Below are 14,387 nucleotides of genomic sequence, written 5' to 3' on the forward strand. Positions count from 1 at the left end.
AGTATTTCGAAGAAAATTTCCGCCCAAGATCGACCAAAAATGGACGTTTCCTGATTTAATGGGACAGCCCTGGGCCAGAGTGTCTCTGCTCTGGCCTTGTCTTTTCAAACACGATACAATGCCCAAAAATTCAAAAGGCTGACCATGAGCACGTACCGCATACTCGATTACCCTGATCCTCGCTTAAAGACCGTTGCACAGAAAGTGGATGATATCAACGCGCCACATGTGCAAGAGATGATCCACAACATGCTGGAAACACTAGAAAACACGGATCATTGTGGTGGACTTGCTGCGACGCAGCTGGACATTGAAAAGCCTTTGCGTATTTTCGTCTATTACGACTACGAAAACGATGACCCATCAAACCAAGTCGCCCGCGTCATTGTAAACCCCGAAATCGTGAAGACCGAAGGCGAAGTTAACGAACAAGAAGGCTGCATGTCGGTCTACCCAGATCACATCCACGCTGCGGTCAAGCGCCCTGCGCTGACCACCATGAAAGCGCTGAACGAAAAAGGCGAAACCATCGAGCTGGCACGCGGCGGGTATTTAGCCAAACTTTTTATTCACGAAGTGGACCACCTTGAAGGCAAAGTCTATATCGATCATCTAAAGCCTTTAAAGCGTGCCATGCTGGATAAAAAGATCGCCAAGCTGCGCAAAAATCTCGCGAGCAACAGCTGTGGCGATGCGCACTGCCATCACGATCATTAGAGCTCGTCTCGACAATCCGGGGGTAATAAACCCGGGTTTTCAATGCTTCGCATTTCAAACCAGGCTAGGTTCGTTCTACTTTTGCTGGTGCATGCAGCCTGGATTGAACACCGAAGGTGTGATAATCCGGGTTTGATTTCCCCCGGGTTATCGCTTCGCTCAACCCAGGCTACGACTGCGTTTTGAATTTCGGATCAAAGCCCCAACATCAAACGTGCAGGATCTTCCAATAATTTTTTCAACTCAACCAAGAAGCTTACCGAGGTTTTACCATCGACGATACGATGATCATACGACAAAGCAATGTACATCATCGGACGAATCACCACTTCACCATTTTCAGCCACAGGGCGCTCTTGAATGGCATGCATGCCAAGAATGGCGCTTTGCGGCGGATTGATGATCGGTGTTGATAACAATGAACCAAAGACGCCACCGTTGGTGATGGTAAAGTTACCGCCGGTCATATCTTCCAAAGCCAACTTGCCGTCACGTGCGCGGCCGGCAAATTCGGCAATCTGGTTTTCCATGTCGGCCATCGAAAGCTGATCAACATTTCGCAAGACAGGCACAACCAAACCGCGCTCAGTGGATACGGCAATACCGATATCATAATAACCGTGGTACACAATGTCATCGCCATCAATCGAAGCGTTAACATCCGGGAATTTTTTCAAGGCTTCTACCACAGCTTTAGTAAAGAACGACATAAAGCCTAATTTAGCGCCTTGTGTTTTTTGGAACTCTTCTTTGTATTTCGCGCGAAGATCCATCACCGGCTTCATATTGACTTCGTTGAATGTGGTCAACATCGCCGTTTCATTCGTCGCAGACAATAAGCGTTCAGCAATGCGTTTGCGCAAACGCGACATCGGCACACGTTCTTCAATACGTTCAACGTCAACCGCGACCGACGCTTTGCCTTGCAAGCTGGCAGGATCAACACCCTTCTCCGCGGCCATACGACGCACAGACGGTGAAGCTGTGTTATCAGCGGCTGAGTGCCCAGACTTAGCGGGTGCGGCTTTTGCTTCAGCCGGTTTTTCCGCTTTTTTAGGCGCTGCTTCGGCCTTCGGCGCATCGTCAGTTTTTTCAGGGCTCGCTGCAAGCTCGCCGGCTTCAAATTCACCCAAGACCATATCCGCTGTAACGGTCGCACCCTCTTCTTGCGCGATAGATTTCAACACACCATTGGCAGGCGCAGGCACTTCCATCACCACTTTATCGGTTTCTAAGTCAACAATCGTTTCACCCTCTGCGATCGATTCGCCAGGTTTAATGTGCCAAGTCGCGACGACCGCGTCAGCGACCGATTCAGGCAAGCCAGGAACTTTGATTTGTACAGACATCGTTATAATCCTCTGAATTTAGTGTTTTGAATTAAAATTTGAATTTAAAGCTTGATCGACCAGCGCAGCTTGTTCTTCTTTGTGCTTATAAGCGTAACCGACCGCCGGTGCTGCAGACGCTTCGCGGCCTGCATAATGCAAGCTTTGGCCTTCATGCAGACAGGCTGTTAGGTTATGGTGCGTTTGATACCATGGCCCTTGGTTTTGTGGCTCTTCTTGGCACCACACCACCGTTTTCGCATTCGCATAACGCATTAACTCGGCTTTAAGCTCATCACGTGGGAATGGATAAAGCTGCTCGATACGCACGATCGCCACATCCTCACGCTTATCATCGCGACGTTGTTGCAACAAGTCATAATAGACTTTACCACTACACACAATCACACGCTTGACACTTTTTTCTTTCAGTTCATCGATTTCATGAATCACCAAGTGGAAGTGCCCATGTGATAAATCGTCTAAGCTTGAAACAGCAAGCTTATGGCGCAACAAACTTTTCGGTGTCATGACGATCAAAGGCTTACGCGCTGGGCGCAACATTTGACGACGCAACATGTGAAACACTTGAGCTGGCGTGGTAGGCACACAGACTTGCATATTATGCTGTGCGCACAATTGTAAATAACGCTCTAAACGCGCAGAGGAATGCTCGGGGCCCATGCCTTCATAACCGTGCGGCAGCAACATCACCAGCGCACACACGCGGTCCCACTTCTGCTCGCCTGAGCTAATGAATTGGTCGATAACCATTTGAGCACCATTGGCGAAATCACCAAATTGTGCTTCCCATAACACTAAATATTTAGGGTCAGAGGCTGCGTAACCGTATTCAAAAGCTAACACTGCTTCTTCACTCAGAATTGAATTAAAGACTTCGAACTCGGCTTGAGAGTCGTCGACATGGCACAAAGGCGTGTAGACTTCACCGGTTTTTGCATCATGCAGTTCCGCGTGGCGATGCGCAAACGTGCCGCGACCAGAATCTTCACCGCTTAAACGCACATGATAGGTCTCGGTGACCAAAGAGGCATACGCCAAGGTTTCAGCGTAACCCCAATTCATAGGAATATTACCTGCGGTCATTTCATCGCGCTCGGCCAATAATTTCTGAACTTGCGGATGCACATTGAACCCTTCAGGCACGCTCGTGATACGCTGACCCAGCTTGACCAATGTGTCTTTCGGTACAGCAGTTTCCACGGTATCACGCAGTGATTTATTCACATACTTTGACCAATTAACCGTACGCTGCTTAGTGGATTCTTGTTCATCGATTTTCACCGTTTGACCACCTTGATCCATGATCGCTTTATAATCCGTTTGCATAGCTTTCATATCATCGCTAGCAATAATATTTTTAGCCACCAAGTGCTTAGCGTAAACCGTCGCTGTTACCGGGTGCTTTTTCACAACCGCATACATCTCCGGCTGCGTGATCGAAGGATCATCCGCTTCGTTATGACCTAGGCGACGGTAACAGACCAAATCAATCATCACGTCTTTTTTAAACTGACGTTGATAGGCAAAAGCCAGCTTCATAACACGACAAGCCGCTTCAGGATCATCACCATTTACATGGAAAATGGGCATATCGACCGTTTTAGCGACATCAGAGCAATAGTGCGATGAACGCGTGTCCCTCGGATCGCTGGTGGTAAAACCCACCTGGTTATTAATCACGATATGCACTGAACCACCAATGCCATAACCACGAAGTTGTGACATATTGATGGTTTCAAACACCACGCCTTGGCCAGCGACAGCCGAGTCGCCGTGAATCATCACAGCTAAATGTTTTTCACGTGCCGTGTCTTTATTGCGAAACTGTTTCGCGCGCACAGCACCTTGCACCACCGGTGCAACAATTTCCAAGTGTGAAGGGTTAAACGCGAGCGCGACATGTATCGGCTTGCCACCTACCACAACATCGGAGGAGTAACCCATATGATATTTCACATCGCCCGTCTTATCCGAACCGATATTTTTACCTTCGAATTCATCAAACAAGTGTTGCGATGATTTACCCAGAATGTTCACCAAAACGTTTAAACGGCCACGGTGTGCCATGCCAATGACCACGCCGTCCAAGGTTGAGCGAGCTCCATCGTGCAGCAACTGATTCAACAAGGGAATTAAGGTATCGCCCCCTTCCAATGAAAAACGTTTTTGGCCGACATATTTCAACGCCAGGTATTTTTCCAAGCCATCAGCTGCGACCAAGTCTTTCAAAATGCGTTTTTGCTCATCCGCAGTAAAAGCCTGCGGGGATTGCTCGAGTTGTTCGCGCAACCAATAACGCTCATCGTTATTGCTGATGTGCTCGTACTCCACACCCACTGAGCCGCAATAAATTGCCTCTAGCGTTTCAATCAAGCTTTTTAAAGTGCTTTCTTTACCGACAACAAAATGCGCTGCAAAAAATGTTTTTGATAAATCAGCGGAGCTTAAGCCATGCGTTTCTAGCGTTAAGGAAGGATGCTCATACGGTGTTTGCAAACCCAATGGGTCAAGCTTAGCTTTCAAATGACCAAAAGCCCTATAGGATTCGATCAAATGCATCACAGCGATTTCTTTTTCAACATCACCGCCGGCAACACTGGCGCGTGGCTTAGGCTTATAGTATTTAAACGTATGGCGAAGCGAATCCATAGACACATCTTTGGGCTTACCATCGGCCAACAAGCCTTCGAAGTATCCACGCCACTCTTCACTCAAAGACTCTGGGTTATGCAAAAAATCTTCGTATAAACCCTCAAGGTAGGTGATATTATCGCCTTCTAGGTAACTATTTTTTCGCTCAGTTTCAAAATCTAAAGCGCTCATTAATTATTATTCTCCAAATTTATTACGTACGTTCCGTAATACCTTCTTTCAACATCGCCGATTTGATTTTACCAATCGCGCGCGTCGGGTTTAAGCCTTTCGGGCAAACATGCACACAGTTCATAATGCCGCGGCAACGGAAGACGCTGAATGGATCGCTTAAATTTTCTAAGCGTTTTGTTGTGGCGTTATCACGCGAATCCGCCAAGAAACGGTAAGCTTGCAACAAGCCTGATGGGCCCACGAATTTATCGGGGTTCCACCAGAACGATGGGCATGAGGCTGAGCAGCAGGCACACAAAATACACTCATACAAACCGTCAAGCTTCGCGCGGTCTTCAGGCGATTGCAGGCGCTCTTTCGCCGGCAAAGGCGCATCATTTTGCAAATACGGCTCGATGCGGTGATATTGACGATAAAATTCATCCATATCCACGACCAAGTCGCGAATCACAGGAAAGCCTGGTAATGGACGCACCACAACGGGCTCTTTAAGCTTCGACAGCGGTGTAATACAAGCCAAACCGTTTTTGCCGTTGATATTCATGCCGTCTGAGCCACACACCCCTTCGCGACAAGAGCGACGTAACGACAAAGTTTGATCTTGCTCTTTGATCATCTCGATAGCCGTCAACAGCATCATATCGCTACCCTTCGGGATATCGAGCTCGTAATCTTGCATGTGCGGTTCTTGATCGGTTTCTGGATTGTAGCGATAAATTCTAAATTTCATAACGTCATCCTATTAATACACGCGCTCTTTTGGCGGGAATGGTTCAACTTTGTGTGGCTTGAAGTTCACTTCACGGTAGCTGATCTTATGATCAAGCACGTGATACACCGTGTGCTTCATCCAATTTTCATCATCACGTTTCGGATAATCTTCACGGCTGTGCGCACCACGACTTTCGGTACGGTTAAGCGCAGACTTCGCTGTGCACAACGCGGTGGCCATCAAGTTATCCATCTCCAAGGCTTCCATACGCGCAGCGTTGAATGACTTGGACTTATCCTGCAGATGCGCCGTTTCCAAACGCTTAGACAAGTCGAGCATTTTTTCCCAGCCTTCTTCAAGGCTAGCTTGCTCACGGAACACGCCAAAGTGATATTGCATGACACTTTGCATTTCTTTGCGCAACTCGTGGAAATCTTCGCCACCTTTTGAATTTTCCCAACGCATGTAACGCGCCATTGATGCGTCAATAATGCTTTCAGAAACATCCGGTGCTGCGCCAGTTTGACCCAAGCTCTCTTCAATATGAATACCGGCTGCACGACCAAAGACCACCAGGTCAAGCAAGGAGTTACTACCCAAACGGTTAGAGCCATGCACAGACACACAAGCACATTCACCCACAGCATACAAACCATTCACGACGGCATCTTTACCCGTATTGGATTGCAACACCTGGCCATGAATATTGGTTGGAATACCGCCCATGATATAGTGACACGTTGGCACCACAGGAATCGGCTCTTTGATCGGATCGACTTGCGCAAACGTCATTGCCAAATCGCGAATACCCGGCAAGCGCTCTTTAATAATGTCTTCACCTAAATGCGTTAAGTTTAATTTAGCGCATTGAACACCATTGATTTCAAAACCACGGCCCTCACGAAGCTCAATAGCTATCGCGCGAGACACGACGTCGCGTGACGCCAAATCTTTCGCATGCGGGGCATAACGCTCCATGAAACGCTCGCCATCTTTATTGATGAGGTAACCACCCTCACCACGGCAACCTTCAGTCACCAACACGCCCGCACCTGCGATACCCGTTGGGTGAAATTGCCAGAATTCCATATCTTGCAAGGGCAAGCCCGCACGCAGCGCCATACCAAAGCCGTCACCCGTGTTAATGTGCGCATTCGTGGTGGATTCAAAAATACGGCCCGCACCACCTGTGGCAAACACGGTCGCGCGCGCGCGAAACATGGCCAACTCGCCCGTTTCGATACACATCGCCATGACACCGGCAATAGAGCCATCATCCAATTTCAATAAATCCAATGCGTACCATTCATTAAAAAAGTGTGTATTGGCTTTAATGTTTTGCTGATACAAGGTGTGTAAAAGAGCATGGCCTGTACGGTCAGCGGCTGCGCAGGTTCGGTGTGCTATACCTTCGCCGTAATTGACTGTCTGACCACCAAAGGCACGTTGGTAAATTTTACCGTTTTTCATGCGTGAAAAGGGCATACCCATATGTTCAAGCTCGATAATCGCCTCAGGTGCGTGTTCACACATGTATTCACAAGCATCTTGATCCGCCAAGTAGTCACTGCCCTTGACCGTGTCATACATGTGCCAACGCCAATCATCTTTATGATCGTTACCCAAAGCCGCCGCAATACCGCCTTGCGCAGACACGGTGTGCGAGCGTGTTGGAAACACTTTAGAGATAACGCCGACTTTTAAACCGGAGCTCGCCATTTGCAGCGCCGCGCGCATACCTGCACCGCCGGCGCCGACAATAATGGCATCGAAATCATAGCTTGCAAACATCAATACTTCCCCAACTCAATTAAAACGACCAGACCATAGGAATATGCCAAACGACTTGAATACCCCAGATCAAATAAAACACCAACGCTAATAATACGATGACTTCGAGCACTTTACGTAACCACAATACCTTCACGTAATCCGTGAAAATGGTCCAAAGACCAATCCAGGCGTGCCACATTAAACACACTAAGAAAATAATGGTGGCGGACTGCACCCAAAATACATGAAACAAATGGCGCCATACACCATACGTTAAGTGCGGGTGTGACGCCAAATATGCGAACATCAAAATGATGTATAACGCCATGTAGACCGCTGTGAGTCTTTGCGCTATCCATTCACGTAAACCTTTTGTACCACTCATACTATCGCCCTTACCAAATCACGTTGTCAAAACCGATCAGGATGTAAATCCCAAGAAAAATAATCACCGCCCAGGTGAACACCATCACAAACCATGCGCCTAAGCGACCACCACGCAGTGTGTCACCAATGTGGCAATCCATGAGTAAGTGACGAATACCCGCCACTAAGTGGTAAAACAAGGCTGACATAAACACCCAAACCACAAAGCGCAAAATAAAATAACTCATGTAGTGAGATAAAACAGCGAAGTGTTGCTCGGAGGATAAGGAATACCACAACAGCCACAATACATAGGGAATAAACAAAAACAACAAAAGCCCTGTGGCACGGTGCAAGATGGATGTCATTGCCGTGATCGGGAACTTCATACTGATAATATTTAAGTTAACGGGTCGATTTTTACTCACGATTACCTCTCGACGTTTAAATATGCGCGCAAGTATTATATACAGACGACGCGAACATGCAAACTCTAGCATCCTGACAAAGCCATTGAAAAGCAAAGATAATCCCATCACCGGATGCCAAATTTTGCTTGAGCCATTGTTCTGGAAAGTTGGCCAATTTTTGTGTTACTCTACGGCCGCTATGGTTGACTTAATGGCGTGCTTCGCGCCCTCGCACGTCGCCGTGAAGAAAATCCTAATCCCAGCCCCAAAGGCGTCTAAATAATAAACAAACTTAAGTCGCAAATTAGAGCGCACCCTAGACAAGCTTGATTAAAATGGTTATTTTTCAGCGACTCGTGGGCAAACTTGCGCTACAATATGCCCCATATAATTTTGGATAACAACGGAGCCAGTATGTCGACAGATAAAGCCACACTGAGGTTTAATGACAACACCATCGAACTAGCCGTGCAAACTCCCACATTGGGCAAGCAAGTCGCTGATATCTCAGCCTTAGGTAAATCAGGGCTGTACACCTTTGACCCAGGCTTTATGTCCACAGCCTCTTGCGAATCCAAAATCACCTACATCGACGGCGAAGCCGGCCAGTTGCTTTATCGCGGCTACCCTATCGAGCAGCTTGCTGAACAGTCCACCTTCATGGAAGTCTGTTATTTGCTGCTACACAGTGAACTGCCAAGTGCTTCTGAACTCTCAGCTTTTGAAGAAGCCATTAAATCACACACGGCAATTGAACCCGTCGTGGAAAGCGTCATTAAAGCGTTTGCACAAGATGCGCACCCCATGGCGATGATGATGGCCGCCAGCAGTGCCTTGGCCGCCCTCTACCCCATCGACATCAGTGATGAAAAAGCCCGCATTGAAACTGTCATGCGCCTGATTGCACAAGCACCGGTGATGGTGGCCCTTTGCAAACGTCACAATGCCGGCGAAGCATTTTTAGCGCCGCGCAGAGATTTAAGCTACAGCGAAAACTTCCTCTACATGCTCAATGCTGAAAAAGAAGGTGACGCGCCCAATGCGACAATCGCCAAAGCCCTCGACAGAATTTTCGTTCTACATGCCGATCACGAGCAAAACGCCTCAACATCGACTGTACGCTTGGTCGGCTCGACTGACACACAAGCCTGTGCAGCCTATGCCGCAGGCATCGGTGCTTTATGGGGACCATCACACGGTGGTGCTAACGAAGCGGCATTAAACATGCTGATTGAAATCGGTGATGAAGAAAACATCGAGAAATATATTGCCAAAGCGAAAGATAAAAGCGACCCCTTCAAACTCATGGGCTTTGGGCACCGTGTGTATAAAAACTTCGACCCACGCGCCAAAATCATGCGTGAAACTTGCCATGAAGTGCTAGACGAAGTGGGGGTTAAAGACTCACCGCTATTCAAAGTGGCCATGAAACTTCAAGATATCGCTCTAGAAGACGAATACTTTGTATCACGCAAACTTTACCCGAACGTGGATTTCTACTCTGGTATCACACAGCGCGCTATCGGCATCCCAAGCAATCTTTTCACGAATATTTTCGTGTTGGGCCGCACGCCAGGTTGGATGTCGCACTGGCATGAAATGCTGTCTGCGCCGTATAAAATTGGCCGCCCACGCCAGCTTTACACAGGTAGCGACAAGCGTAACTACGTCGACTTGTCGTCACGCTAAAAACTTAAGCCCATAAAAAAGCCCGTCAATGACGGGCTTTTTTATATCTGCTGATTCTATTAAGAAAGCGTATTTTTGCCTGCAGCAGAACCACCGCCAAACATAAACACCACACCTAAGTTGGCGCCAAAGTCAGCGCGGCCAGAGCCTGTGACCGTGTAAAGATACTGCGCACCACCTTGTAAGCCGATGTTTTGCGTGAAGAAATACGCAAGACCGGCATTGGCATGCAAGTTCGTTTGCGTTTTCACTTCACTGCCCAAAACTTGGTTAAAATGCTGTACACCAACACCACCGCCAACATAGGGCTGAAGCGCAGCAGCATACGGACCAAAGTAATAATTGCCGTCGATGGCGTATTGCATCACAGAGACATCATCGAACGGTGAAATCCTTTGCTTAGTGCGGTTACCGGCCACACTCGCATTCACCAATAAGTGATTGCTGACAGCATAACCCACAGACGCGCCAACACCACCTTGGTTTTTCAAATGACGCTTACTGGCATACCAGGTGTAATTCGCAAACGGCGACAACACAAATGCACCCTCGCGCAATGCGGCATGCGCCGTCGAGGCCAAGCCCAAAGCGCCAGCCATAGCGCCCATTAATACTAGATTCGCTTTTTTCATACCCTTTCCTCTTTTACATGTGTTTGATGATGGCATCACCAAACTCAGAACATTTCAATAATTTCGCACCCGTCATCAAGCGCTCAAAGTCATAGGTCACTTCTTTTTGAGAAATCGCCCCTTCCATGCCTTTGATCACCAAGTCAGCGGCCTCAAACCAGCCCATATGACGCAACATCATTTCAGCCGACAAAATCAAAGAACCTGGGTTCACTTTGTCTTGACCCGCATACTTAGGTGCTGTGCCATGCGTGGCTTCAAAAAACGCAACCTCATCGCTTAAGTTTGCACCCGGCGCGATACCAATACCGCCGACTTGAGCCGCCAAAGCATCAGAGACATAGTCACCGTTTAAGTTCAGTGTGGCAATGACAGAGTACTCTGCCGGACGCAATAAGATCTGCTGCAAAAAGGCATCAGCAATTACGTCTTTGATAATAATGTCTTTACCTGTCTTTGGGTTCTTGAATGAGTACCAAGGTCCACCATCCACCTCTGTGGCACCAAATTCAGTTTTAGCCATTTCATAGCCCCAATCACGAAACGCACCTTCGGTGAACTTCATGATGTTACCTTTGTGAACCAAGGTCACAGAATCACGGTCGTTATCGATCGCGTATTGAATCGCGGCTTTCACCAAACGTGAGGTACCGGCTTTAGACACCGGCTTAATGCCAATACCGCAATGCTCAGGGAAACGAATTTTCTTCACACCCATTTCGTTTTGCAAAAAGTTAATCACTTTTCTCGCGCCTTCAGAATCCGCTTCCCACTCAATACCGGCGTAGATGTCTTCCGAGTTTTCACGAAAGATCACCATATTCGTTTTTTCTGGCGCTTTTACCGGGCTAGGCACACCTTGGAAATAACGCACAGGGCGCAAGCAAACGTATAAATCCAACACTTGGCGCAAGCTCACATTTAAAGAGCGAATACCGCCACCGACCGGTGTCGTTAAGGGGCCTTTGATCGCCACTTTATACTCACGCACCGCATCGAATGTTTCTTCAGGTAGCCAAGTGTTATCGCCATAAACGTTAACCGCTTTTTCACCCGCGTAGATTTCCATCCACGTGATTTTCTTCTCCCCGTTATAGGCTTTTTCAACCGCGGCATCGATGACTTTCTTCATGACGGGCATAATGTCTGCGCCAATGCCATCGCCTTCAATAAATGGAATAACCGGGTTATTCGGCACGTTGACGTGACCGTTTTCAATGGTGATTTTTTGACCTTCGTTTGGTACTTGGATTTTATCGTAACTCATGCGACTCCCCTTATTTGCTCTGGCGCTACTATACGCGGTCGATCTGGCTTTGGCAATCTAGCGGCTGTTAACAAAGGTTTGGCTTGCACAAAAGACGTTGCATTAGGGCGAAGATGACAGCTCGCGAAGATTCCGCCATAATCGCGCCATGAATAAACCAGTCTCACAAACCCGCGTGATTGTCGGCATGTCCGGCGGCGTGGATTCTTCCGTCACCGCCCTGCTGCTCAAACAACAAGGCTATCAGGTCGAAGGCCTGTTCATGAAAAACTGGGAAGAAGAACCCGGCCAAGAAAATAACTGTCACGCAGAGCAAGACCTACTCGATGCGCAAGCGGTCGCCATGAAACTTGGGATTCGATTGCACACCGTCAACTTCGCACAAGCCTATTGGGACCGTGTGTTCACGTATTTTTTGGAAGAATACGAAGCCGGTCGGACACCCAACCCCGATATTTTGTGCAACAAAGAAATTAAATTTAAAGCGTTTTTAGATTACGCCTTAGAACTCGGCGCCGATTACATTGCGACAGGACACTATGTTCAGCGCTCTGAAAATAACGGTGTTTTTTGGCTAGAAAAAGGCTTAGATGGAAACAAAGACCAAAGTTATTTTCTTTATCGCATCACACAACGCGCACTGAAGCACAGCTTGTTTCCCGTTGGCAGTTTGGAAAAACCGGCTGTGCGTGCTCTCGCCAAAGAACACGGCTTTCGCAATCACGCCAAAAAAGACTCCACAGGCATCTGCTTTATTGGCGAGCGACGGTTTCGGGATTTTTTGCAACGCTATTTACCGGCGCAACCCGGCGAGATTCAAACCGAACACGGCGATGTGATCGGCGAGCATCAAGGCTTGATGTATTACACGATGGGCCAACGCCAGGGTCTTGGCATTGGCGGCACCAAGCATGGTGATGAATCGCCTTGGTATGTGGCGAAAAAAGATTTAGAACACAATCTACTGATCGTAGTACAAGGGCACGATCATCCCCTGCTTCATCAAAAAAGCCTTCGTGCAAACCAAGTACACTGGATCAGCGAAACACCCTCTTTCCCTCTACAATGCACCGCCAAAACACGCTACCGCCAGGCGGATCAGGTCTGCACGGTGTACGCTGAAAATCCCGAGGAACTCAGGGTCGAATTTGAACAATCGCAGCGAGCGATCACACCCGGACAATCTGTCGTATTTTATGCGCATGATCGCTGCTTAGGCGGCGCCGTTATACTGTAAGCAAGGACACCAAAGAATAAGCCGATAAGCGCTCTCTTCCAGCCAAGTCTTTTAGCTCAATCACCGTAGCCAGGGCCGCAACTTTCGCACCTTGCGATTCCACCAATTCACACGAAGCCAATAAGGTGCCGCCCGTGGCCAGCAAATCATCCATAATCAGTACATTGTCACCGGCTTTTAAGGTGTTTTTTTGAATTTGCAAAGTCGCTTCGCCGTACTCCAAGCTGTAGCTGGACGAAGCCACAGACCCAGGCAATTTCCCCGCCTTTCTCACGAGCACCATAGGCTTGGCCCACGCTTCGGCCAGCAAGGTGGATAACACAAAGCCACGCGCATCGATACCGACAATCACATCAATCGCACTCATATCTAACACTTCTGCAAAAGATTCACGCAATAAAGCTCGACCCTTTGGGCTTTCGTATAACGGCATAATATCGCGGAACAAAATACCGGGCTTTGGAAAGTCGGGGTAATTTTTGATGTATGAAAGTAGCACCTCAGAGGACATCAATGTTGATCCTTTTGATGAAAACTTTTTATCGCTTGCGTAGCAGAAAATACATTACGCTGAGACTGCATCACATTGTGATTAAGTGCGACCGCTTGCTTTTCCATCGGCGTTTTGGGTGCAGGCAATAGACTGGCCTGGTTCTCCGGCAAGCTTTCCATGGCTGTCTGCATCATGGTTTGAAAGGCTTGCTGCTGCTGACGCATCATTTGATCAATCTCACGCTGGGTGGTCATAAACTGCTGGTTCATTTGCGTCTGTTGTGCTTGCGCAGCACGATAGAGCTTTTGCGCCTTTTCGCCCTTCACACGCCGCCCGTTTTCATACACCACCAAACTTTCAGGCTGGCCGTGTTGCTGCACTCGCGTCACCGTGATGGTCTTGACCACGGGCCGCATCGCCTTTTGCTTCAACGCCTGATATTGCTTTAAGTTTACCCATCCAACCTGACCATTGTGCGTATTGCCCACCTTGAGCCAATCCCCTTTTTCATAAATCGGGACGATAGGTGCATCCAAAGCAATGTGTGAGACAATCTTAGAATGCAGGCTCTTGTTTTGATACAGCGGCACACCTGGGGTTGCCGACAAGGCCAAAGCACTCAGCATAAACATCATTAAGCTTGCAGTTAAACGTTTCATCTTCTCTCTCCGTGTTCGATAGCCCTTGGGATTGTAGCGTGTCACACTCCAAACTTTCAAGTGTCTCAAAAACAGGCACACGGCTGTCCCATTAAAATTCCTGCATTAAAATAGCGCTAAGAGTATTTTCACCCCAGCCAGCTTTCTTTTGCAGTCCTTTTAAGCTCATATCTTTGCGAAATTGGGATTTTGCACCTCTTAATAAGTTTAAAACGATATGCCGTATCATCGCCATATTCTCTGGGGCATGGTCT

General features: G+C 48.0%; 13 protein-coding genes. 3 read left to right on the forward strand and 10 right to left on the reverse strand.

Annotation, left to right across the window (positions count from 1 at the left end; all coding sequences use genetic code 11):
• Positions 1–144: 144 nt before the first annotated feature.
• Positions 145–717: a peptide deformylase gene (def, locus tag COV52_04625; GenBank protein ID PIR11291.1), complete on the forward strand. Its 573-nt coding sequence runs from the start codon at positions 145–147 to the stop codon at positions 715–717.
• Positions 718–911: 194 nt separating this feature from the next.
• Here def and COV52_04630 read toward each other — a convergent pair whose 3' ends face one another.
• From COV52_04630 to sdhC, 6 genes are read right to left on the reverse strand one after another with little or no spacing between them, the layout of a single operon-like run.
• The gene (locus COV52_04630; GenBank protein ID PIR11292.1) at positions 912–2,066 is read right to left on the reverse strand and encodes a dihydrolipoyllysine-residue succinyltransferase; all 1,155 of its coding nucleotides are present in this window, start codon (positions 2,064–2,066) and stop codon (positions 912–914) included.
• An 18-nt stretch (positions 2,067–2,084) separates the two neighbouring features.
• On the reverse strand, positions 2,085–4,892 hold the full coding sequence (gene sucA, locus COV52_04635; GenBank protein ID PIR11293.1) for a 2-oxoglutarate dehydrogenase E1 component: 2,808 nt from the start codon (positions 4,890–4,892) through the stop codon (positions 2,085–2,087).
• Between the two features lie 22 nt (positions 4,893–4,914).
• Positions 4,915–5,625 carry a succinate dehydrogenase iron-sulfur subunit gene (sdhB, locus tag COV52_04640; protein ID PIR11294.1) on the reverse strand — a complete coding sequence of 237 codons (711 nt, stop codon included), beginning with the start codon at positions 5,623–5,625 and terminating at the stop codon, positions 4,915–4,917.
• A 12-nt stretch (positions 5,626–5,637) separates the two neighbouring features.
• Positions 5,638–7,398: a succinate dehydrogenase flavoprotein subunit gene (gene sdhA / locus COV52_04645; protein ID PIR11295.1), complete on the reverse strand. Its 1,761-nt coding sequence runs from the start codon at positions 7,396–7,398 to the stop codon at positions 5,638–5,640.
• A gap of 19 nt (positions 7,399–7,417) precedes the next feature.
• Positions 7,418–7,765 carry a succinate dehydrogenase, hydrophobic membrane anchor protein gene (sdhD, locus tag COV52_04650; protein PIR11296.1) on the reverse strand — a complete coding sequence of 116 codons (348 nt, stop codon included), beginning with the start codon at positions 7,763–7,765 and terminating at the stop codon, positions 7,418–7,420.
• Between the two features lie 10 nt (positions 7,766–7,775).
• On the reverse strand, positions 7,776–8,174 hold the full coding sequence (gene sdhC / locus COV52_04655) for a succinate dehydrogenase, cytochrome b556 subunit (protein PIR11303.1): 399 nt from the start codon (positions 8,172–8,174) through the stop codon (positions 7,776–7,778).
• Positions 8,175–8,570: 396 nt separating this feature from the next.
• Between sdhC and gltA the strand changes: the two genes are divergently transcribed.
• Positions 8,571–9,845: a citrate (Si)-synthase gene (gene gltA, locus COV52_04660; GenBank protein PIR11297.1), complete on the forward strand. Its 1,275-nt coding sequence runs from the start codon at positions 8,571–8,573 to the stop codon at positions 9,843–9,845.
• Between the two features lie 59 nt (positions 9,846–9,904).
• Here gltA and COV52_04665 read toward each other — a convergent pair whose 3' ends face one another.
• Positions 9,905–10,513, reverse strand: a complete 609-nt coding sequence (locus tag COV52_04665; protein ID PIR11298.1) for a hypothetical protein — start codon at positions 10,511–10,513, stop codon at positions 9,905–9,907.
• Positions 10,491–11,744, reverse strand: a complete 1,254-nt coding sequence (locus tag COV52_04670) for an isocitrate dehydrogenase (NADP(+)) (protein ID PIR11299.1) — start codon at positions 11,742–11,744, stop codon at positions 10,491–10,493. Before COV52_04670 ends, COV52_04665 begins: the two co-directional genes overlap by 23 nt.
• A 148-nt stretch (positions 11,745–11,892) precedes the next feature.
• On the opposite strand from COV52_04670, the gene COV52_04675 reads away from it, so the two are divergent.
• Entirely contained in the window at positions 11,893–12,981 is a 1,089-nt protein-coding gene (locus COV52_04675; protein ID PIR11300.1) for a tRNA 2-thiouridine(34) synthase MnmA, read from the forward strand.
• Here the strand turns inward: COV52_04675 and COV52_04680 are convergent.
• Both COV52_04680 and COV52_04685 read right to left on the reverse strand, forming a co-directional pair.
• Complete coding sequence (locus tag COV52_04680; GenBank protein PIR11301.1) at positions 12,971–13,492, reverse strand: adenine phosphoribosyltransferase; 522 nt, start codon at positions 13,490–13,492, stop codon at positions 12,971–12,973. The two genes, COV52_04675 and COV52_04680, sit on opposite strands and share 11 nt — an antisense overlap.
• Positions 13,492–14,133 (reverse strand): hypothetical protein, encoded by a 642-nt coding sequence (locus COV52_04685; protein ID PIR11302.1) that lies wholly within the window; start codon positions 14,131–14,133, stop codon positions 13,492–13,494. Before COV52_04685 ends, COV52_04680 begins: the two co-directional genes overlap by 1 nt.
• Positions 14,134–14,387: the final 254 nt, after the last annotated feature.

It is taken from the genome of Gammaproteobacteria bacterium CG11_big_fil_rev_8_21_14_0_20_46_22 (genome assembly GCA_002796245.1).
Classification (GTDB): domain Bacteria; phylum Pseudomonadota; class Gammaproteobacteria; order UBA12402; family UBA12402; genus 1-14-0-20-46-22.